This window comes from Pseudalkalibacillus sp. A8 (assembly GCF_045920555.1).
In the GTDB taxonomy this organism is placed as follows: Bacteria; Bacillota; Bacilli; order Bacillales; family Fictibacillaceae; genus Pseudalkalibacillus.
Genome location: NZ_CP174509.1, coordinates 3,320,421 through 3,342,499 on the forward strand (window position 1 = coordinate 3,320,421; position 22,079 = coordinate 3,342,499).

The 22,079-nt window shown below is 36.9% G+C and carries 19 protein-coding genes and 2 pseudogenes; 15 read left to right on the forward strand and 6 right to left on the reverse strand.

All coding sequences use genetic code 11. The features are described 5' to 3' along the window. Window positions 1-110 precede the first annotated feature (110 nt). Complete coding sequence (locus ACJROX_RS17115; protein WP_408006415.1) at window positions 111-1,316, reverse strand: IS110 family transposase; 1,206 nt, start codon at window positions 1,314-1,316, stop codon at window positions 111-113. Between the two features lie 488 nt (window positions 1,317-1,804). Here ACJROX_RS17115 and ACJROX_RS17120 point away from each other — a divergent pair, with 488 nt between their 5' ends. Beyond that, window positions 1,805-2,047: a hypothetical protein gene (locus tag ACJROX_RS17120; RefSeq protein ID WP_408006416.1), complete on the forward strand. Its 243-nt coding sequence runs from the start codon at window positions 1,805-1,807 to the stop codon at window positions 2,045-2,047. Between the two features lie 176 nt (window positions 2,048-2,223). On the opposite strand, the gene ACJROX_RS17125 is transcribed toward ACJROX_RS17120, so the two are convergent. Beyond that, the gene (locus ACJROX_RS17125) at window positions 2,224-2,685 is read right to left on the reverse strand and encodes a hypothetical protein (RefSeq protein ID WP_408006417.1); all 462 of its coding nucleotides are present in this window, start codon (window positions 2,683-2,685) and stop codon (window positions 2,224-2,226) included. Between the two features lie 626 nt (window positions 2,686-3,311). Here ACJROX_RS17125 and ACJROX_RS17130 point away from each other — a divergent pair. The 3 genes from ACJROX_RS17130 to ACJROX_RS17140 all read left to right on the forward strand — a co-directional run bounded on the left by ACJROX_RS17130 (window position 3,312) and on the right by ACJROX_RS17140 (window position 5,167). Next, a complete protein-coding gene (locus ACJROX_RS17130) occupies window positions 3,312-3,467 on the forward strand; it encodes a hypothetical protein (RefSeq protein WP_408006418.1) in 156 nt (51 codons plus the stop codon). Window positions 3,468-3,477: 10 nt separating this feature from the next. Then, window positions 3,478-3,885, forward strand: coding sequence for a YbaN family protein (locus ACJROX_RS17135; RefSeq protein ID WP_408006419.1), 408 nt, complete (start codon window positions 3,478-3,480; stop codon window positions 3,883-3,885). A gap of 820 nt (window positions 3,886-4,705) precedes the next feature. Further along, the gene (locus ACJROX_RS17140; protein WP_408006420.1) at window positions 4,706-5,167 is read left to right on the forward strand and encodes a GNAT family N-acetyltransferase; all 462 of its coding nucleotides are present in this window, start codon (window positions 4,706-4,708) and stop codon (window positions 5,165-5,167) included. A 79-nt stretch (window positions 5,168-5,246) separates the two neighbouring features. On the opposite strand, the gene ACJROX_RS17145 is transcribed toward ACJROX_RS17140, so the two are convergent. Beyond that, window positions 5,247-5,474, reverse strand: a complete 228-nt coding sequence (locus ACJROX_RS17145; protein ID WP_408006421.1) for a hypothetical protein — start codon at window positions 5,472-5,474, stop codon at window positions 5,247-5,249. A 334-nt stretch (window positions 5,475-5,808) separates the two neighbouring features. Here ACJROX_RS17145 and ACJROX_RS17150 point away from each other — a divergent pair, with 334 nt between their 5' ends. The 4 genes from ACJROX_RS17150 to ACJROX_RS17165 all read left to right on the forward strand — a co-directional run bounded on the left by ACJROX_RS17150 (window position 5,809) and on the right by ACJROX_RS17165 (window position 9,937). Further along, window positions 5,809-6,204 carry a hypothetical protein gene (locus ACJROX_RS17150; RefSeq protein WP_408006422.1) on the forward strand — a complete coding sequence of 132 codons (396 nt, stop codon included), beginning with the start codon at window positions 5,809-5,811 and terminating at the stop codon, window positions 6,202-6,204. Window positions 6,205-6,908: 704 nt separating this feature from the next. Further along, on the forward strand, window positions 6,909-8,723 hold the full coding sequence (ltrA, locus tag ACJROX_RS17155) for a group II intron reverse transcriptase/maturase (RefSeq protein WP_408006423.1): 1,815 nt from the start codon (window positions 6,909-6,911) through the stop codon (window positions 8,721-8,723). A gap of 334 nt (window positions 8,724-9,057) precedes the next feature. After that, a complete protein-coding gene (locus ACJROX_RS17160) occupies window positions 9,058-9,249 on the forward strand; it encodes a hypothetical protein (protein ID WP_408006424.1) in 192 nt (63 codons plus the stop codon). A 307-nt stretch (window positions 9,250-9,556) separates the two neighbouring features. After that, window positions 9,557-9,937 carry a hypothetical protein gene (locus ACJROX_RS17165; protein ID WP_408006425.1) on the forward strand — a complete coding sequence of 127 codons (381 nt, stop codon included), beginning with the start codon at window positions 9,557-9,559 and terminating at the stop codon, window positions 9,935-9,937. Window positions 9,938-10,602: 665 nt separating this feature from the next. On the opposite strand, the pseudogene ACJROX_RS17170 reads toward ACJROX_RS17165, so the two are convergent. Continuing rightward, window positions 10,603-11,361: pseudogene (locus tag ACJROX_RS17170) on the reverse strand (cation:dicarboxylate symporter family transporter); the annotation flags it as partial. On the opposite strand from ACJROX_RS17170, the gene ACJROX_RS17175 reads away from it, so the two are divergent. From ACJROX_RS17175 to ACJROX_RS17205, 7 genes and pseudogenes are all read left to right on the forward strand, one after another. Further along, window positions 11,306-11,542, forward strand: a complete 237-nt coding sequence (locus tag ACJROX_RS17175) for a hypothetical protein (protein ID WP_408011844.1) — start codon at window positions 11,306-11,308, stop codon at window positions 11,540-11,542. The pseudogene ACJROX_RS17170 and the gene ACJROX_RS17175 sit on opposite strands and share 56 nt — an antisense overlap. 77 nt (window positions 11,543-11,619) lie before the next feature. After that, the gene (locus ACJROX_RS17180) at window positions 11,620-12,174 is read left to right on the forward strand and encodes a glycine/sarcosine/betaine reductase selenoprotein B family protein (RefSeq protein ID WP_408006426.1); all 555 of its coding nucleotides are present in this window, start codon (window positions 11,620-11,622) and stop codon (window positions 12,172-12,174) included. Between the two features lie 18 nt (window positions 12,175-12,192). After that, window positions 12,193-12,426, forward strand: coding sequence for a hypothetical protein (locus tag ACJROX_RS17185; protein WP_408006427.1), 234 nt, complete (start codon window positions 12,193-12,195; stop codon window positions 12,424-12,426). A gap of 108 nt (window positions 12,427-12,534) precedes the next feature. Then, complete coding sequence (locus ACJROX_RS17190; protein ID WP_408006428.1) at window positions 12,535-13,461, forward strand: RNA polymerase sigma-70 factor; 927 nt, start codon at window positions 12,535-12,537, stop codon at window positions 13,459-13,461. Window positions 13,462-15,012: 1,551 nt separating this feature from the next. Further along, window positions 15,013-15,303, forward strand: a complete 291-nt coding sequence (locus tag ACJROX_RS17195) for a CD3324 family protein (protein ID WP_408006429.1) — start codon at window positions 15,013-15,015, stop codon at window positions 15,301-15,303. Window positions 15,304-15,844: 541 nt separating this feature from the next. Beyond that, window positions 15,845-17,973: pseudogene (gene recQ, locus ACJROX_RS17200) on the forward strand (DNA helicase RecQ). A gap of 414 nt (window positions 17,974-18,387) precedes the next feature. Further along, window positions 18,388-19,137: a DUF6602 domain-containing protein gene (locus ACJROX_RS17205; protein WP_408006430.1), complete on the forward strand. Its 750-nt coding sequence runs from the start codon at window positions 18,388-18,390 to the stop codon at window positions 19,135-19,137. A gap of 426 nt (window positions 19,138-19,563) precedes the next feature. Here the strand turns inward: ACJROX_RS17205 and nasC are convergent, their stop codons facing one another. Further along, a complete protein-coding gene (gene nasC / locus ACJROX_RS17210; protein WP_408006431.1) occupies window positions 19,564-21,702 on the reverse strand; it encodes an assimilatory nitrate reductase catalytic subunit NasC in 2,139 nt (712 codons plus the stop codon). A gap of 26 nt (window positions 21,703-21,728) precedes the next feature. Next, a complete protein-coding gene (gene nirD, locus ACJROX_RS17215) occupies window positions 21,729-22,037 on the reverse strand; it encodes a nitrite reductase small subunit NirD (RefSeq protein ID WP_408006432.1) in 309 nt (102 codons plus the stop codon). Window positions 22,038-22,079 lie beyond the last annotated feature (42 nt).

Consider the following 22,079-nt stretch of genomic DNA (forward strand, 5'->3'; position numbering starts at 1 on the left):
ATTAAATTATAGCCCTTTCCTTTTTTGATAAAGGGCTTGATAACTCAGTTCGAACGCCTTAGGTTTAAAAAGCGGAAAAGTCATGTTAGGCTTCCGAAGAAATGCACCGTTTAAGCAGCCTGTTGCTGCTTGGCTTTTAAATAAATATCTGGATCATATGGAACACGTTTTTTCCACATGGCAAATAAAATTTTGAGCCATTTGTTTGCCACAATGCGATAACATTCACTTTTACTGCGTCCGCGCCGTCGGTGTTCAAGAAAGAGCTTTTTACTCCACTCGTGAAAACGAACCATTTGGATCGCAAAGTTTTGCATGGTATTTCGAAAAGATTTTTGACAGGCACGCCTAAACCGTACGGTTTTCTTCTTACCACTTCGTCGGGTCACAGGAGCTGTTCCGGCTTCACATTGGACTGCATTGGCGTGGGAATAATAATCTCGGTCATCACCGAAATGGACTAAAAGTCTGGCAGCGAGATTGGCTCCAACCCCTCTGAGATTAAGGAAAAGGCCACTGTCTGGATGAAGCTTTACCAACGTATCAATATCTTTTTTGTATTGAAGAAGATCTTCAAGAAGCAGTTCAAGTTGTTTCAACAAGGTCATTAGAAATCGACTTTTGGTTCTTATGGTTGCCTGATCCACGTGAAATTGCTGGCGTTTGGCCAATTTTGCTAGTTCTTCGGCCTTCGTTCTCCATTTCGGATGATGACCTTCCTTAAAAATTTGAGCCAGCTCGTGATACGATGCATTATTGAATGCCGTTGGTGTAGGATAGCGACGTAAAAAGGCAATCGTAACCTTTTGGTCCAGTTTTGAGAAACATTCTAAAGCTCGCGGATAATAATCCTTAAGGCAGGAACGAATTTGGTTTTCAACACTTTTTAGATTAGAAACTAAAGTTTCCCGATCGTGAACCAAATGTTTAAGTTCAATAAGAAAGTCATTGTCGACCCGTATTGGCCGGTACTGATGACGATCTGTACGTAAGAGATCCGCTAACACACGGGTATCTCGTTTATCATCCTTCGCTCCGGCTGGAGAAAAGCGATCACGTGCACGGTCAACACTTTTTGGATTAATACCAAACACCGTATAACCCAACGCATGAAGATACTGAATAAACAGATATCTAGGTGTTTCTGCCGCAATGAGAATCGGTTGATCCTCCGGTATAGAACGAATCGTATCCAGTAATTGATCGAGCCCTTCGGGGGAATGAGAAACAATAAATTCGTTTAAGACTTTCCCCGAGGGGTCTAAAATACAAATGTCGTGTTTCTTGTCAGCGAGATCAATACCTATAAAATGCATAAAAATCACCTATCCAACAACATATTTTTTAAATTTTACCGTAGCGATGGCCTCGTAGAATCGGTATTTTTGTGGTACAACGCCCTAACAATCGTCAACGGTAAAAGGGGTTGGTTCCCCAGGGATTAGTCTACTCGTAGCCATATCCTTCATACAAAAGGCTTGTCGGGGGGTGAATGAATCTCCCGGGGAACCTCCTACCTAATATTAGGTTAGACAAAACGAAGAGACTTTGTCTATAAATCTACTATAAACTACGAGGGGGCGAACGGTTTAGCTGACGGGAATAAAGTCCCACGGGCCCAGAATAATCTGCCTGACCTTATAATACGAACGGGGCAGTAGAGTTTAATAAGAAGGGGTATTTATGAATTGTAAAAGTGTATTACATCAAATTGAAGTTGCTGTAAAAACAATAATTGAAATAATAGGAAGTTTAGAGGAAGAAGATTTGACCTACATCAAATAAACATTCTGTCGGAGAACTGTTGGAATATTTAGCAGTAATTTGTGAAGCTAATTGGCGTATATCACAAGAAGCAACAGAAGAAGAAATGGGAAATTTTTATTCAGGAGTGTCATATAAAACCTTAGACTTAATAAAAGAAGGTTTGCTTACCAATTTTAGAGCGTTACAAAAAAATTATATGAAGTTGTCGGAAAGAACTCATACATATCGGAAACTACTTCGCACTTGGGTTTCTCTTACACAAGATATGAGTGGTTGTTAGAGATTTTAGCAAACGTTTATCACCATAGGGGACAATTACACGCTATTCTTGTTCACTGTTATGGTCAAAAGACCCTAAAATCTTAATGTTTAAATAATTCTTCTTAAACGTTGATCCAAGAATGATTAACGCTTTCTTACAACAAACGGGGGGCAGGAAAATAGACGAAGCCCCTCTCAATTTTCATTTTCAAAAATTTTTTCTTGCCATATTTGATATAGATATAATATGAAGGCAATTGCGGTCATTAGTAAAAGATTTTGTATTGGAGAAATGATTCCATTTTCTCTTATTTCTAACTTGTTTAAAATTCTAACAAAAACCACCCCGTAAAAGAGATCAATTATTATATTAACAATGAGATATACCCAAAATTTACGGAAAGTAAAATAAAATATCCATATTGTCCCGACTATGAAAATGCTGTATACAGTAAACAATGGTGCTATTTTATCCCACGCAAAAAGAGTTTCTTTAAATTTCCACCAATTATAATGCCATGCTAGTTGAGCCAATATAGTATTGAGTACTGCAGTAAGTAACGCTACAGGCATATACCTTCGTATTGATAACCGATTTAAAAAAATTAGAGAAATCCAAGGAATAAGGAATGTAGACCAAATCACTAATCTATCCATTTTATAGTTCCCTTCACTTTTACAATATATTTTCACTTATGATTAGATAATATATATCTGTTTATTCACCAAGGAAGGACATAATTAAAGGGAGTTCGTAAAATAAGAAAACCATAAAACTCCACTCTAAAATGAGAAAAGGGTATTTTAAAGGATGCTCTACAATATTTAATTTCTATGTACTCGGGCAATACTATCTCTCAAAAGGGGTATAAGATTTTTTAGGATATATAGTTCAATTACCGATGGGAATCATTTTATCCTCATCGGTAATTTTTGTAATAATATTATGTAGATAAATATGTATCCGAAAAGTAACTAAAAGTAGAAGAATAAATAGCTTTACGGACAACGTACAAAACAAACCGACCTAAATAAGAAATTTTAAATTCATTTAGAGGACATTAAATACCATGACTTAGAGGTGTTAATGTCCTCTGGTTTTATTATTGAAATTATTAAGAAAACTTAAAATATACCTTTAAAGGAATATTCCTTATATAGTATATTTAAATAAAGGAATAATAATAAAATAAAGGTCGGTGTTAAAGTGCATAAATTTTAAAAGAGGATGGAAACAGTCTTTCGAAAAGCTCGTTGATTTTTTAAAGTGGGAGGAGTATATAATGACAAATAATAACAGGAAGAGCAAAGTTGTCTTTGATATCAGCATTTCGCTGGACGGATTCGTTACGGCTTCGAACCGTTCTGCCGAAGAACCCATGGGGGCTGGAGGAGATCGGTTGCACGAATGGGTGATGGACAGCGAAGACAACCGGTAGGGGAAATTTTATGATTACTTTAAAGAAGATAAAAACGATCCTATTTTTTTTGCTTGGAACTTTAGCCCTCTTAATCGGCCTTGCAGGAACAATCCTCCCTGTTCTGCCAGGCGGTCCTTTTTACTTAATTGCTGCTTTTTGCTTTACGAAAAGTTCAGAGCGGGTCGATAACTGGTTTAAGAGCACCTCGTTATATACAAAATACGTTGAGGCATTCCTCCTGAAAAAAGGTATGAGCCGAAAGGAGAAAATCAAAATAAATCTGATTGCGGATCTTTTTATTCTGACCTCTATATTATATGTGGATATACTTTTAATAAAAATCCTCATGATTGTTCTTGCCTTCTATAAACATTATTATTTCATTTATAGAATTAAGACAATTCCTGCGAAAAATACCGCACAAAAAACTTCTTGAACGAAAAATCTTGATAAAATGGTGATCGTTTAGCTGCAATCTATTTTTTTATTCTTATATAAGAGTCAATATTTGAAGGAAAGGTAAAGAGTCTCAGGTTTTTCTTTATTCAGCAAACAGGCCATTTTCTTGAATTACACAACTGTAAGATACCTGTAATTATACATTAGACCTTAGCGGAAAAGAATCCTTTTTTGCAAACCCTTAGAGGCCATTAACACCTTTAATTCCTGGTGTTAATGACCTCTAATCTTTATTATCGGAGATTAAAAATTCATTGGTCTCACAAATTTTTACTTCATTATTGCAGACCTAGTGTTACAGATTCTTCCAGGATGGCGCAAGAAAAGAGTTTTATCATAGTTAACTACTTACTATATAGTATTAGCGTTATAACTTATCACTATCACCTAATAAGTAATCTTTTACTTTCATGTTGTAGGTGACCAGGAGTAACAAACTCGAGCCTAAATTAATCTAAAGTGTGATTGTAATTCAGCCAACTTATTTGATTTCAATATCCTCACCATCAAAGTCATTTATTCTTGCATTTAAATCTTTGTTGCTTGTTCGCTTCCGATCAGGTACTCGAGATACCTTCTTGCCGTGTAATCTTTATTTAAGTAAGGGGGCGATTGCAGCACAAGGTGATCGCCTTTGTTACTTAAGATAAGGGCCATTTTCTTGAATAAGAGAAGGAATTGTTAGAAAGTGAATCGAATGCTTAATGTTATTAAATTAACTGGTGCGATTGCTTAATTTAATATTTAAATTTATATGCTATCATTTTTATAACTTTTTATAACGGGGGTGAGATTAGATGAGACGGGAAGAGCAGAGTGATTTAGGAACAAATAAGGAAGTTGGTTACAGAAAAGCAATAAGTAAAGACAAGGAAGCACTTTATGTATTAGCAAAGAGTTTAGCAACAAGTTTTTATGTGAACGAAGTAGACTTTTCATATATTTTCAACCTCCTTATTGAAGATAAAAATGTTGATTTAATTATTGCTGAAAAGGATCAAAAACTTATAGGGTATGTATTTGTGCTTCACCATCCAGCTTTTTACGCGAACGGCATAATCAGTTGGGTTGAGGAACTCTTTGTGTTAGAAAAGTATAGAGGAAAGAGTATCGGAAAGTCCTTAATGGAAGAGGCAGAAAAGTTATCTAAAGAACGAGGTTCTAAATTAATTGCATTAGCTACGAGAAGAGCAGATAAGTTTTATAAATCAATTGGCTATAGTGAATCTGCCACATATTTCAAGAAAGATTTTACTTAAAAGAAGGCTGTTCATCATTGAAGTAACGGGTGCTTATCTTGATAAGGTATAAGCAATATCTTCAACAATATCTGAAATATTACTGAAAATAAGTATTGAGGTAGTTGTCTGATTTTGAAATAATTGGTATTAAGCAAGTTGGCAGTTTAAACAACATAAAAGATAAACATGGTAGTATAAGTGGAACTCCACTTATTAGTAGGGCTAGCCAAGATTTTTTCCATAGACCCCATACAGTTAGAAGCAATCCAAGTCCAATTAACAACCAAAAAATGAGACCAACCAAATAAAAACCTACTTGTTCCATTTGTTCATCCCCTTGTTCATTTACTGTTTGTATATATTGGTGGTGCAGAGAATTGGTTCAGATTGCTCGCCCTTATTCCATTAATCCCTTTCATTTTTGCTTATTACACAAAAAAAGATAAGAACTCTTCTAATTAACATTTCAATTGTTTCTTTACATACTTAATTAAAGTGGGCTTACCAGAAATACTTGATGAGCCACTTTCTTTTAGACTAGTGAATAAATCTTATTAAACAAACGGGGGCGATTGCAGCACATAAGGTGATCTCCTTTCTTTTGCTCAAGAATTGGGCAGTTAAACGGAATAAATATTTAGGGGATGAGGAAGAGAAAAATGAAATATGTTACTGTGCTTATAGTCTTTTGTTTTACAATATTGTTGGCTTATGATTACTTTCCAAATATGTCACAAATGATATCAGTTCCAGATACCGTATTTATTTTTCTTATCATTGGATTGTTTTTAATAAGTATGTTACTTAATCGGAATAAAAGTGTTGATATCAAAGATGCTTTAAAGTGGCAAGTGTTTTTTACATCTTATGTCCTTATTCTAATGGGCATATTTACTGTTTTAGGTGGAAAATCTGCTATCGGAATATCATTTAGTAATGGTGTCTTTTGGCTTGTGTTATTTATATCTCTATTTGAAATGTTTTTGCAATTGAAGAAAGTTAGGAATTCACAATCGTTATTAATAAGCTGGGATTATTATGTTTATTCAAAATAAGGGGGTCGCTCGACAAGTTCTGTTATAAGCGCTTTAAAGCGTGAAATACAGAGGATTATTGTGTTTAATCCTAACTTTACAACGAAGGATGGGAATGACGGAACCATGTTTCCCGAAACCATCCCGTCAATACTCCTGCATGCGTCATGACTGACAGGTCATGGGGTTTGAAGAACAGGTGGATTCGGCAGAACGAAGGCTGAAGCCAAAAGGTATGCCAACGGATATGCCACACGGCTGAAAAACTGGATAGGGTGAGAATCGTTCTTTGAGATAGGAACTGACGAACTTCCGAAGGTACGGGTCTAGATTTTCAACATGGGGAAACCCATGTCCCATCTCACGATGGGGTGAGTGGCGTAGAGTAAAAGTGCCCCCTCTGAAATACGCTATACCGAACAACGGCGGTATCCAGCTCACAGGCTTACAGGAAGCACCTACATCTAGTATGGATAGCTACGTTGTAAGGGACTTGGAAAGCAAGGGACGTTGAAACAAGGGCTGTCACCTAAAATGGTTGCTATAAGGCAAATGCTGAAATACATTTATCCTTGTGAGGGTAGGGGCATGACTTATGAATCACCTGTAATGGGAGTGGAGGAATAGCCCCAAGTCTAATAAATGAAACGATTATTTTCCAAAAGTGAATGGCACCGATCGGGTAGGACAGTGGGAACATCACTTCCGTAAGGAGGGATGCCACAGTGCCAACGCTGCGAAACTGGGATTATTACGGTATGACGGAGACATTTACGGGACTATATGAAAAAGCTAGCGACGGAGAAACGTTTTCGTATCTATACGACACCATCGTATCAAGAGAAAACATCCTCCTAGCCTACCGCTCAATCAAAACCAACAAAGGTTCCAAAACACCCGGTACCGATGGAAAAACCATCGACGACATGAAAGAGCTATCAGAGAACGACCTTGTTACAAAGGTCCGAAACAAACTCAAAAACTATCACCCGAAGAAAGTGCGAAGGAAATGGATTGAAAAAGAAAATGGGAAATGGAGACCTCTTGGTATCCCCTGTATTCTGGATAGAGTAATCCAACAAAGTTTTAAACAAATCCTCGAGCCCATCGCTGAATCCAAGTTCTACAAACATAGCTATGGATTCAGACCCCTTCGGTCTGCTCATCATGCTATGGCAAGGATACAATACTTGATTAATCAAGCGCAACTACACTTCGTAATAGATATAGATATCAAAAGCTTCTTTGATAATGTTAATCATACACTATTGAACAAGCAACTATGGAATACGGGTATACAAGACCGTAAGGTGCTAGCCTGTATATCAAAAATGATTAAAGCAGAGATTGATGGTGAAGGAGCCCCAGAAAAAGGGACACCACAAGGTGGGATTTTATCTCCCCTTCTATCAAATATCGTGCTAAATGACTTGGATCAATGGGTTACAGGACAATGGGAATTCTTCCCGCTAACCAAATCGTTTAAATCAGATGTTGGAGCGAGACTTGCGAAGAAGCGTACAAACTTGAAAGAGGGATACCTCGTCCGCTATGCGGACGATTTCAAAATTCTCTGTCGAGATGGAAAGACTGCCCAACGTTGGTATCATGCCGTTCGGCTATTCTTGAAAGAACGTCTACATCTAGACATTTCTCCAGAAAAGTCCCAGATTGTCAATCTGAGAAAAAGAGAATCCGAATTTCTAGGATTCACAATTCGTGCGAATAAAAAGGGTGAAAAGCGTGTCGCACATACGGGCATTGTCTCTTCTAAAAAGAAGAAAATCAAACAGGAAGCGAAAAAGCTTATCCAAAGATTAAAAGCTTCCCCTACTGCTCAAAATGTCCAGCGCTTTAATAGTTTTGTGTTAGGGCTTCACAATTACTTCAAACGAGCGACACATGTCAGCCTAGAGTTCTCACGTCTTGCCTTTGATTTAAAACCATTCTTGTATAACCGCCTTCGACAAATTGGTACAGAGGAACATCCGTTTAATCCACCACCTATTTATAAGAAGCTTTTTAGCTTAAAGACAAAAACCATCAAGATAAATGATATGTATCTCTTCCCAATAGGTAATGTAAAAACTGTCAACGCGATGAACTTCAGTCCAAAGCTTACGCTTTTCACCGATGAAGGTAGAGAGCGTTTCTATAAGAAACTTCGACCGGATATTCAAAATGAAGTCAGTCAATTGATGAAAGCAGTTCTGCCCAATCGAAGTATAGAATACATGGACAATCGGATTAGTCGCTACAGTATGAAATTGGGGAAATGCGAAATTACAGGGCAGTATTTGCTTGCCCATAATGTCCATTGTCATCATTATCTCCCGAAACATTTTGGAGGCAATGACCAGTTTCATAATCTCCGTATCCTCCATGAAGATGTTCATCGCTTAATTCATATGAAGGATGATCAAAGGATTGACTCATTCCTCTACAAGCTGGGAATAAATCAACCGATGCTAAACAAGATTAACCAGTACCGCAAGGTGTGTAAATTAGATAGCATCGAATCTTCCCGTCTCGAAGGGTAACAAGGAACTTATAATCTAGTACATTTTATTAGATGGAGCGCCGAATGCTGGGAAACTAGCACGTTTGGTGTGGAGCAGGGGAAAAGCCGGAGATAACTTCAAACGCTTACCTATTGCTGACATATCTGTAATAGGATATGTCTCTTAATTATGAAAATTAATGATTGAGTTAGGTCTGAAAATTTGAAATAATTGGTATTAGTGAATTTGTGGGATTTATTGATAAAAAATGTAGAGGTGAAATATGGTTGAAAACACTTGAAAAACAAACCGTAAATCGGTGATCTCTTTAACCACTGGGATTCTGTCCATAATAATACCTTTTATTGGGTTAGTGCTTGGTGTAATAGGTGTTGTAACATCAATAAAAGCAACAACGGAAATCTCAAAAACAAATGAAACTGGAATTGGGTTAGCTACCTCTGGGTTAATTTGTAGTATAGTTGGTGTCTTCATTCAACTTCTTGTAATAATTCTTGCAGTAGTGGGTTTTATTTCTTTCTATTCTGGAACAAATGTAGGGTAGTATTACAGCCTATTACCCCATAATCGGGGGTGTATCTAAAAGAAGACATATAAATGAGGGGGGAAATTTATGAAAAAACATTTTGGATCACTTTCACTATTATTAATTATTTTTACCATTGTATTTTTCGTTGTAGCTTGTTTACGAATATAAAAATGGAGATTTCTATATTTAGAGATTATAGATTGTATTGCGAATCGTTGTGAAATAAAACATATTCAGTTTACTTTATTCCCAATTATTTTTAGTCATACATAATTTATTAACCCCATAAAATGATATATCTAGTTTATATGGGAGTGTCAGGATGGGTGAATATAAAGTAACAGAAGCAATGCTTGAAAAATTTTATAGTCTTAATCAAAAGAAAAAGGAAATTGAATCTGCCATGAAGGAAATGAAAAAGCAATTCCATAATTACTTTGATGAGACGGTAGGCGAAAATGTTAAAGGGCAAGTAACAGTTGGGGATTACATATTACAAAGGCAAGTTAGAGCAATTGAGAAATTTAATGAAGCGAAGACGGTAGAGAAATTAGAGGAACTAAAATTAGAAGATTTAATGATGAAAAAACCGGATATTGACAAAATGAAAGCAGCGATTAACCTTGGTATTTTAAAGGAAAATGACTTAGAAGATTGTCGGGTTATCAATATATCTCCAGCTATCTCAGTAAAAACTAAATGAACAATTGAATGATAATTAATATTCAAGAATGGAATTAAGCTAAAAGAGCGTTCCTGTAATAATCAGGAACGCTTCTTTCCGTGACTAAACATGAAAAAGACATCTAGTAGGATAGTTGGTGACTATAAAGAATTATTTAAGAAACAATCTTTTAATGGAGGTTCTTATGATTAAGGATCCATGGTATACCATTCAACAAATAAATGAAAATACATACGCAATAAGTGAGGGATATTACATTACAAACTAATGACATAATTGTATTGTCTTTATAAACCACAAGAAATCCATATTCTTTAATTTAAGACAACACTTTCATGTCAAGTTTACTTGACGTGAAAGTGTTGTTTTTTTGGGAAAGTGAAGACAAAGAGTTGTCTATATAATAACTCGTTCCTTTAAAAAAGAATATTGGTTAAATCAGGAAAGAAAATGGCTTTGAAAATGTTTATCTTAAAACATGCTTGTCACTTTAAACTTTATTTTGCACTTTTTAAGGCGCTATTTTGCACTGTAAATAAATATATAAAGCCTAATTTCCCCGCCCGATTACTTAATAAGAAGACTAAACTGTATGGGGTCAGATACTAACATTTGAGCACTGTTGACCGAGCACGTACAAAATATATGATTTGTACATGAATGGTGCCTGTCACCAATATAATTTACACTTCTACAACATTTTGCTGCTGGTAAACTTCGTGTTCAAATTCACCCGTGGCTCTGCTTGTTAGGACACCAGATGTCATTGCTCCACTGACGTTTACAGCAGTACGGCCCATGTCGATAAGAGGTTCAACTGAGATTAACAGCCCAACAATCGCAATTGGAAGATTCATGACGGATAGTACGATGAGAGCTGCAAAGGTTGCTCCTCCCCCGACACCTGCGACACCAAATGAACTGATTGCCACTACCAAAATTAGAGAAATAATAAATGATGGACTTGTAGGGTCAACACCGGCGGCTGGAGCTACCATAACGGCTAACATTGCCGGATAAACACCAGCACATCCATTTTGACCAATTGAAAGTCCAAAGGAACCAGCAAAGTTTGCAATCCCTTCCGAAACACCAAAATCCTTTGTTTGTGTCTTAATTGTCATCGGCAGTGTTCCAGCACTTGTACGTGATGTAAAGGCAAATGTTAAAGTTGGCAGCCCTTTTTTTACATAATTTACAGGGTTTAGTTTTGCAAATGACAACAACAGTAAATGCACAATAAACACCAAAATTAATGCCACATAAGAAGCCACAACAAACTTGCCTAATTTCATGAATGCGTCATAATCACTTGTAGCAGCAACTTTTGTAATAATTGCCAGGATAGCATATGGTGTTAGACGGAGAATTAACGTTACAACTCTCATGATAACAGCGTATAAACTATCGATAATTTTCGCAAAAAATTCAGCACTCGCTGGCACACTTTCTGTTGAGGTGAATCAATCATTTATAATGATGGAGCAAGCTGAACCTAAGCTAGGAAAAATATTTGATGATTATGATTATTTATCTGGTCTTTTTAAAATTGATAAAAGCCAAATAGGAAATATAAATTTTAATCTAGTACCTCAAGCTGCGGTACTGGTCTTTGGGATATAATGCTTCCATGCCATGTCACAAATCCCCCTCCTATTTCGTCACTATGTGTGGTTGAAAATGAAAAGGAGGTATATTTTATGGCGAAAATTCATTCATCTTCCAAGGTTGGCTTTGGTAGAAAGATAATATTCACGCTTGCTCAATCGAAGTTGATGGGTAAATTAACGGAGAAATACCCCAAATTAATTGATCGAATCAGTGTAAAATTGGGCAGTGAATGGAGTGGGGATGTTCCTTGGACTCCATTAAAGAGGCCGATTGAGGAAAGTCGGGTGGCTCTCGTTACCTCGGGAGGCATCATCCTGAAAAGCCAACCCCCTTTTGACTTGAACGATCCCAAGGGGGATTGCTCCTATCGTGTGATTCCCTCAAATACACCCCCAAGTGAAACGGTGATAAGCCATTTATTTTATGATCATAGCGATGTCAAGGTTGATTTGGAAATCATGTTCCCTTTAGCCACGCTTCACCGCTTGCAACGGGAAGGTAAAGTAGGGAGTATCGCTCCGCGTCACTTCAGTTTTCAAGGAGGAATTCATGATCCTTCTCCATTGGTTGAAAAAACAGGACCGGAAGTTGCGCGCAGTCTTGTGAATGACCAGGTTGATTTGGCCATTCTGACTCCTGCCTGAAACCACTGTCATCGGTCCGTGGGACTGATTGCACGAGAATTGGAAAAGCAGGGAATAGCGACAATCACAGTAACCCTGTTACCCGAAACGACAAATGCTATGGGAGTACCCCGATCGATTTATTTTCCCAACAAACTGGGAAGTCCAATCGGTCGCGCCAACAGAAAGGAGGAACAGTACTCCGCTATGTTACAATGTTTGGATGCATTGAGTAAAGCAAAAAAAGTGGAGATGATCACCGGTACGAGATGAAACCATCTCGTACCAACGGATAGAATAGCCCTATTGGACCAAAATGTGTGCTAAAATATTGAAAAGAGTGCAATTCAGGGTGCTCACAAACAAAAGGGTGTGTTTTAAATGGCGGACGGCTCTGAATCTAAACATCTTCCACCTGATGATGATATGTCCAATATGGCTGATATGACCGAAATTTACTCTTCTTATAAATCTACTCTTTTTTCGCTTGCTTATCGTATGTTGGGAAGTGTGACCGATGCGGAAGACATCGTGCAAGAAGCTTTTTTGAATTTGGATCAAGTTTCTTTGCATTCGATTCATCATGTGAAAAGTTATTTATGGAAGATCACAACCAACCTTAGCATTGACTTCCTGCGTTCTGCCCGAAAGAGGAGAGAAGTGTATGTCGGCTCCTGGTTGCCGGAACCGATCATTAACGGAATGGGGGCCGATCCCGCAGACCGGGTGATTACCAATGAGGAGCTATCCATCGCTTTTTTACAACTACTTGAAAACTTAAATCCGGTGGAAAGAGCGGTGTTCCTTCTGCGGGAAGTTTACTCTTATTCTTACGATGAGATTGCACAATTAATCGGCAAATCTACTGATAACAGCCGAAAAATCCAAAGTAGGGCGAAACAAAAAGTCGGCGATTTATCCCCGAAAAATAGTGGAGATAGGAGTAAAAAAGAAGAAACTGTGCGTGACTTTATGCAGGCTATTCAAAGCAACAACATCGAAAAACTTTTGGCCATTTTATCAGATGACTTTACTGTTTATTCCGACGGAGGAGGTAAAGCAAAAGCAAACGTGCGTCCTATCTTTGGAATTGAACGAGCTGTCGCGTTTTTAATGGGTGTTAGTCGTAAAATTCCATCCGATTTGATTGTCATAGAAGCGGATGTGAATGGACAACCGGGAATGATTATGAAGGTGGACGATCAAATTTTTTATGTATTGGCATTTCAATTCGATGACGATAAACTTTCTGCTTTATACAACATAGTTAATCCGGATAAACTAAAGCATTTAAAAAAGCTGAAGTGACAGAGTGAGTGAAAAATGATAGACACCAGAACCCCTACTTTAACTGAACCGTTTGTGAAAGTGAGTAGTAGGAGGTTTCATTTACATAAAGTTTGTTAAATCAAATTCCCCAATGATAAAACATTAATATCTGTTACCGACAATCGGACGCTTTCCTGTAGTTATATGCGCCGTTTTTCATGTTAGGGCTTAACCGTATTAAGGGTAATTAAAAAAGAATGTTTTGGTTGTATTGTAGCTTCATCCTGTTTGAAATTCTCAAAACATTAGATAAACAAGTCGTTTTTACAGAAAATACTCTTTATATCTTTATCTTTGTGGTTATTCTTTTAATTGGAACATATAAAACTTCATTTAATCAAAAAAACAAAGTAAAAAATAGTTTTCAACAATCGGGGGCATATCTGAAATAAGAGATGCCTCTTTTTTTGTGAAATATTGAGTTAGATCTAATAATTTAAAATAATTGGTATTAAGCAATAGGGAGTTTTGCGGAATAAGACATTGGAAAGATAGGATCACTTTATGGAACTAAATTTCAATCAAATAAAGAGAAAATCTGAAAAAATCATTAAAAAATATGGAGTAAATATCAATCCAAATTTATCCTTCATTGATTACCAAGGTGTACGAAATAACGATGAAATTATTAAAAGAGTAACCATAATGGCTGGAATGGTTTAAATTGCGCACCAAGCACCAACATCAGTGTGTTTTGCAGTGAAAAAATACACAAAATTGCAATTGCAAATACATAGTGTTGCAACTTGACATGGAGCCTCTACGGGTATGCACTACCAGCCAAGAAGCCAGCAGTATCAAGGGCTGGCTGTGCCAACCAGGCTAGCATACCCGCCTCTCCAAGTAAAGTTGCTATGATGTTTTAGGCTTGCAATACTCTGTACTTTTATTTTGCACTAAACAAACATCAGTGATTAGAGAATGGATTGAAGAACAGGGATTATATCAATATTACAGAGTTAGAAAAGGGGATTTTAGAAAAAAAGCATTACAAATCCACCTATTCAGAAAAATATTTTCACTGATCCAAAAGACGCATCTCTAGTAAGCACGATCATCAGCATGGCATGTAACGAAGCACAAGGATATTACTTCAGAAAACCAATTCCGACAGAAGAAATGCCAATGATTTTCAACAGTCAATTCATTTCTGGAGTAAACTGAAAGCTTTCATAAGGTAAAAAAAGACTATAATGATTTCGTCACTTGTCGACACAGCTGATTGTGTGAGAAAATTCAGATATCGGATCCGATAATATAGTGAAAGGAGGCTGATTGAAATTGATCACTAAATATGAGGTGATTTCCGCTTAGTCGGAAATCTCATAGTAGGGCCGCCATAAGCGGCCCTTTTAATAATTCTAAAATTCCATCTTTTCACGACTGTAAAATCCACTTATACTTAGATTATATTGTAAACTAGATCCATGTTAAACTGTACAATCAATTTCAAGCGAAGGGAGAGAAGCACGTTGAAAAATGTAAAATTGTATATACACGTACACCTGAATAATAAGGAGGACGTCAATTTTGCAATACAAAAACGGGAAAGAGGTGTTCCCTCCTAGCTTGCTGAAAGAAGTACAGAAACATCTTCAAGGAGAATTAGTCTATATCCCCAAGAAGAACAACCAGCGGGCTGGGTGGGGAGAAATGAACGGTTCACGTCAGCTGCTTGCTCAACGTAACAAAGAGATTTATCTTTTATATAAGGATGGTCTGTCATTTGAAGAATTAGAACAAAAGTTCAATCTATCTATTGAAAGCATCCGTAAAATCATTTATAAAACACGCGGTTCATGTAACAATCCAAAAAGTTAGCATACTAGGAAAATCTGCTACGATTAGATCATCAATATACAACGAAATCACGAAAAAACCTTAGACCAGACACTGGACTAAGGTTTTTTATAAAAGGGAGTGTGTTTATACACTCTTTTTTAACTTATATAATGGAGAAAGATTAAGGATATATTACTTACCCCATACAATCATGATAATAAAGGTACCATAACTAAGGAATCTTTCATGAAACATTGTAAAGAATTTAGTGTTGTTACGAAGGGGGCTTTTATAAGACGCTTTAATCAAGCAAGCAAACTTAGCCCTTACCGATCAGAAAGAAATGAGAGTACCCCTAAGTGAAATAGGATACGCCAATTTTTTTATAGTGAATAGCAACAATCTTTTAGAAAAGCCTTTATAAAAAAGATGTTGAAGAATAATTTCAAACACATACTTACCAGGTATTTCCTATATGAAGTCTAATTTCTTTGTGAAAATCTACACTTTGAAATGTTTTTTCTATGTGCAGATGGTACCCTTATAATCAGAGAAGATAACCGGAGGAGGATAACAAGTTTTGATACAAAGAGCAAAAGAGATGCTGGAGCAATATTATGGTTATTCGTCATTCCGAATGGGCCAAGAGAGAGCGATACAGAAGGTATTGAATGGGGAAGATACCCTTTGTGTGATGCCGACTGGTGGAGGGAAATCGATTTGTTATCAGATTCCAGCGGTGGTATTTGAGGGAACGACGATCGTCATTTCTCCATTAATTTCTTTAATGAAAGATCAAGTAGATTCATTACTTCAATTAGGCATTCCCACTGCCTTCATCAACAGTTCACTCACTGAATTGGAAATGAGAGAACGAATTGAAAAGGCGAAAAGCGGAGAATATAAGCTATTGTATATGGCACCTGAAAGACTGGAATCCTATGACTTTATGGCACTTTTAAAAGAGTTGAACATTCCTTTGATAGCAGTGGATGAAGCCCATTGTATCTCGCAATGGGGGCATGATTTCCGGCCAAGTTACCAGCGCATTCAGAGAATGATAGGGAGCCTGCCGAAACGACCGACAGTATTAGCGTTAACGGCAACGGCGACACCGAAAGTCCGTCAGGATATTTGTAGTTCGCTTGATATTGATAAGAACAATTCGGTTCTGACAGGTTTTGAGCGGGAAAATCTATCGTTTTCAGTGATCAAAGGACAAGACAGGCTGGGATTTTTAAAAGATTTTATTAAAAAGAATGGAAACGAAGCAGGCATCATTTACGCAGCAACCCGAAAAACGGTGGATAAGCTGTATGAACAATTGAAGAAAAGCGGTATTAACGTATCACGCTATCATGCAGGAATGAATGAAGTGGAGCGGATAGAAGAACAAGAGCAGTTTTTACAAGATCAATCAACAGTGATGGTTGCCACAAATGCGTTTGGTATGGGAATCGATAAATCCAACATCCGATATGTGATCCATTTTCAGCTACCGAAAAACATGGAAAGCTATTATCAGGAGGCAGGACGTGCCGGACGTGACGGACTTCCGAGTGAATGTATCCTTCTGTTTTCTTCCCAAGATGTTCAAGTACAGCGTTTTTTAATCGATCAATCGAGTGAGTCTGACCGCATGTCGCAAGAATTAGAAAAGCTGCAGCTCATGGTGGATTATTGTCATACAGAAAGCTGTTTGCAAACTTCGATTGTAAGGTATTTTAGCAACGAGGATACTCCGCCATGCGGTCGATGCGGCAACTGTACAGATTCGCGTGAAAGTATCGATGTGACACGAGAAGCTCAAATCGTACTGTCTTGTATCGTGAGAATGGGGCAGAAGAGATTCGGAAAGACGATCATCGCTCAAGTACTGACAGGTTCTAAAAATAAAAAAGTACTGGAATTGCGTCTCAATAAACTTCCGACTTATGGTCTGATGAAAGAAAAAAGTACGAAAGAAGTGACGGACTTTGTCGAATTTTTCATATCACAAGAACTGATAGCTGTAGAACATGGTACATTTCCTACCCTTTACATAAAAGAAAAAGGGAAGGGCGTTCTCCTGGGAAAAGAAATCGTGAAGCGAAAAGAAGCAGTTCAGACGAAACAAGTTGCAGTCAATGATCCGTTGTTCGAGGAGCTTCGAATGGTTCGTAAAGAGATTGCGGAAAAAGAAAACGTTCCGCCTTTCGTTATATTTGCAGATACGGCAATAAAAGATATGTGTGTGAAACAGCCTCAGTCAAGAGAGGAATTCTTAACAATAACGGGAGTGGGGCAAAATAAACTCGAAAAGTACGGAGAACAGTTTATTGAAGCCATCACGGATTATTTAGTCCAGAACCCTGGGCGGGAAGACGAAGCAATAAAGGGAACTGACGGTATTGAAAAGCCGAAGAAAGCAACACCGAACTCACATCGACGTATACGTTTTATAAAGAAGAGATGAGTGCGGAAGAAATTGCAGAACATCGCGATCTTGCTTTGAGTACGGTGGAGAATCATCTCATTCAATGCATGCAAGAAGGAATGGACGTTCAAATGGAAGACATTATTCCCCAAGAATATGTCTCAGAAATTGAAAATGCCATTGAGCAAGAAGGCGGCGAAAAGTTAAAGCCAATTAAAGAACTGCTTCCTGATGAAGTGAGCTATTTTATGATCAAAGTATATTTACTACAAAATGAGAGACAAGTAACATGATAATAAAAATCGTCAAATTAAATAATAAATAAAGGTTAAATTTATTAAGAGACTATGGTAGATAAGAATCACAGTCTCTTAATAATCCAAACTAATGACATAATTATATTGTCTTTAAAAGCCTAAAAAAAGTCAACTTATTAATTTAAGACAACACTTACATGTCAAATATATTTGACATGTAAGTGTTGTCTTTTTTAAGAAATGAAAACATATAAATGTCTTTTTTAAAATAAAAACATTGTGTTATCAATTGATTTTTGAAATAATTGGTATTAAAAGGGATTAAGTAAAGGGAGGATAACTATCTTAATCCTATTTAACATAGGAATTTGATCTTTAACTATAGAACAAAGCATTATATAATCCTACATACCTTGGATAAGGTTCATTTATAAGAGAGGGTGATATTGAATGAACCATATAAAGTTTTTTGAATCAATTAATATCGAACTAATTTCACTTAAAGATAAAGTCAGAAATTTACTTAACAACGTACATTGGTTAACAGATGGTGAACTTAAAGAATCCATACTTAGAAATATTATAAGAAGACATATGCCTAAAAATATTGAAGTTGGTAGAGGGTTTATCATGAATGATAATAATTGTTCAAATCAAATAGATATTCTACTGTTCGATAAATCTTATCCTATATTATTTAGAGACGGTGACCTTGTTTTTGTAACCCCTGATGCTGTAAAAGGTATTGTAGAAGTTAAAACTACTGCAAGTTCAGGAAACGTATTAAAAGCTTTCAGAAATCTTACTTATAATACTCAATTTGTTCAAAGCACAAATTGTTTTATAGGTTTTTTTGCATATGAATCTGAATTGAATAGCCAATCTGTACTTAATCATTTGCATAATTTTGCAGAAGAAGATAGACAAAAAGTCATTAATCACATTTGTATTGGACCTAATGATTTTTATAAATTTTGGGATAGCGACCCTTCAAATAACCAAAATGAATTTAATAGATGGAATTATTATACTTTCCCGGAAGATATTGCTCCTGCATTCTTTATTAATAATATGCTTGATTGGTGTTCAAACGGAAAGGTCAGTAATAATTCATCAATTTGGTTCCGTATTGATCCACAAAATAGAGCAAGAACTAAAGAAACATATATGTCAGATTATAAACAATTAAAAAACGAATAAATTAAATAACACTCGCCTAAAGATCTTTTTAATTGATTAGTGTATAGAGTGAATTTATGATTAATTGTAAATATAAATGTATAATTCTTCTACATGGATAGGATCAGTATCAACAAGCTTATCCTCCAGTTTTGGGAAGGATAATAACCACCATGTGAACATCAGTGGCTTCAATAATCTCCACACGGTTTTCTTCCAGAGTATTTCTCCACTTTCTTTTTGTTTTTTCTATATTATGTCATTAGTTTATTACCGACTCCAATTCATTCACTTCATTTTAGTTAACATAATATCTATTATATATAGCAATGAATAAAAAATCAATCTCATCTCAATATCATAGTATACTTCAGAAATTGAGACGAAATTGATTTTTAACTAGAGTTCCAGATAAAAATACTGGCTTCATTTTTATTGGTATGACATTTAATTTAAACTCAGATCTGTAACCGGACTTACTTTAACGGCACAAACTTTAAAGCCAGGCATTTTACAGGTTGGGTCTAGCGCTTCATGGGTAATCTGGTTCACATTTTGGTCATCTCCCCAATGAAAGGGAACAAAAACGGTATCCTCCCTTATTTTATCCGTATATTTACTTCTCACCGTAATCTGTCCTCTTTTTGATGTAATTTTCACTAATACCTGGTTTTCAATTTTATATTTCTGTGCAGTAGTCGGGTGAATTTCTATAAACGATTCAACATTCCGAGACTTCAATGCAGGACTGTTCCTTGTTTGTACACCTGTCAAATAATGGGATATGACTCTTCCCGTCGTAAGGTAAAGAGGAAATTCTTCGTCGGGTCGTTCTTTTGGAAAGTTGTTTTGAACAGATACTAATCTTCCCTTACCATCTGGATGGGTGAACGTTTTCGTGAAAAGACGACTTTCTCCAGGATGGTCTAGTTCAGGGCATGGCCAATAGACACGTTCATTCTTTAAACGATCATAAGTAATCCCATAGTAATCCGCTACACCACCTCTACTTGCCTCCCTTAGCTCATTAAAAATATCTTCAGGTGAAACGTATGGGAAAAATCTACTTTTTCCAAGGACGGTAGCCAACTCACAAATGATTTTCCAGTCTTTCTTGGCTTCACCAGGACATTTCCGGGTTGCTCGTCTTAACGTCACGCGTCCTTCTAAATTCGTCATTGTTCCTTCATTTTCCAGGTAAGATGCGGAAGGTAAGATCAAGTCTGCTAATTTTGCAGTTTCAGAAATGAATAAATCAACGACCACAAGACATGATAGTTTTTTTAGTGATTGCTCAACGAAGTTCGCGTTGGGATTTGAAACCACAGGATTTGACCCCATTACGAACAGACCTTGGATTTCTCCAGAATCAATTTTTTCCATCATTTCATAAGCTGAAACGCCCTTTCGAGGTAAGTCTGTTTCTTCAATCCCCCAAACCTTCGAAATATAATGGCGATGCACGTCGTTTTCTAAATGACGGTACCCAGGAAGCTGGTCTGCCTTTTGGCCGTGTTCCCTGCCTCCTTGACCATTTCCTTGACCTGTTATAGCGCCATAACCACAACCAATTTTACCTATTTTCCCTGTTACTAATATAAGGTTCAAAAAATTTCTGACTGCCATATAACCATCTGTTTGTTGTTCGACTCCCCTGGCCGTGAAGATCATCCCTGTTGAGTTAGCAGCGTAGTTTACAGCTGCAGATCGAATCGATTCAACTGGAATTCCGGTGATTGTCGAAATATCCTCTAAACAGATGGTGTCAATATGTTCTTTCAGTTCTTGAAATCCGTTTGTTTTTTCATTTATGAACGACTCATCGGCTAATCCCTCGTTAATGATCACTTTAAGGAAACCATTGACTAATGCTGCATCCGTTCCCGGTTTAATTTTTAGATGCAAATCCGCAATTTCTGTAGTAGCTGTTTCCCTCGGATCGATCGCAATGATAAATGAACCATTTTCCTTTGCCTTCGTGAAATAAGGCATTAATGTCGGTTGGCATTCAGCAATGTTCGTTCCCGCAAGGATAATGCACCGGGCAAAGGGAATTTCCGACAATTTGTTTGTAAACCCGCGATCCATACCGAAAGCTTCATTAGCTGCTGAAGCAGCGGCTGACATGCAAAATCGACCGTTATAATCGATATACTTTGTTTTAAGCGCCACACGGGCAAATTTTCCAAGTAAATAAGCCGATTCATTTGTAAGTGACCCTCCCCCATAAACCCCTATACCGTCAGAGCCAGTATTCTGTTGAATATCAGTAAACTTATCCTTTATATACGCCAATGCTTCTTTCCATGAAATCCGTTCGAACATCCCGTTCTTTTTTAACAAAGGATAATGGATCCGTTCTTTATGCAGTGCGTGTTGGTGGGCATGTAACCCCTTTATGCATAATCTGCCCTCTGAAGTAGGATTATCCTTCGAGATAACTTTGTAATTTTCACGGCCGACAATACGTTGTTCCACGAGCTGCATGGTACACTGTACACTGCAATAAGGGCATTGTGTATCCGAAACTTTTTCAGTTTCAGTTTCTTTCTCTTTTTGTCGGTAGTAACTTAGAAAATCATTCATAACTGGTCCACCTTTTGATTTCTCTGTTATACATATACATAAACGTTCTTATCTTGAATCTCTACTCTGAATGTTTTCACACAACCTTGATCAGGTGCTTGCACTTCGCCATCTTTCATACAAATCTTCCAATCGTGTAACGGACAAAATACATAGTCACCGCTGACGAGCCCCTGAGAAAGCATACCTCCTTTGTGAGGACACTTGTTTTCAATCGCCCTTATATCTCCATTCAATAGTTTAAATAATAAAGCTAGGTTGAAGTTTCCAATTTTCATAGATTTACCTATCTTTTCTGGCAGGTCACGAACATTGGTTATTTGTATTCGTTCCATCCGTCTTTTCCTCCTTAGACACACTCAATGCAGCGAACCCGT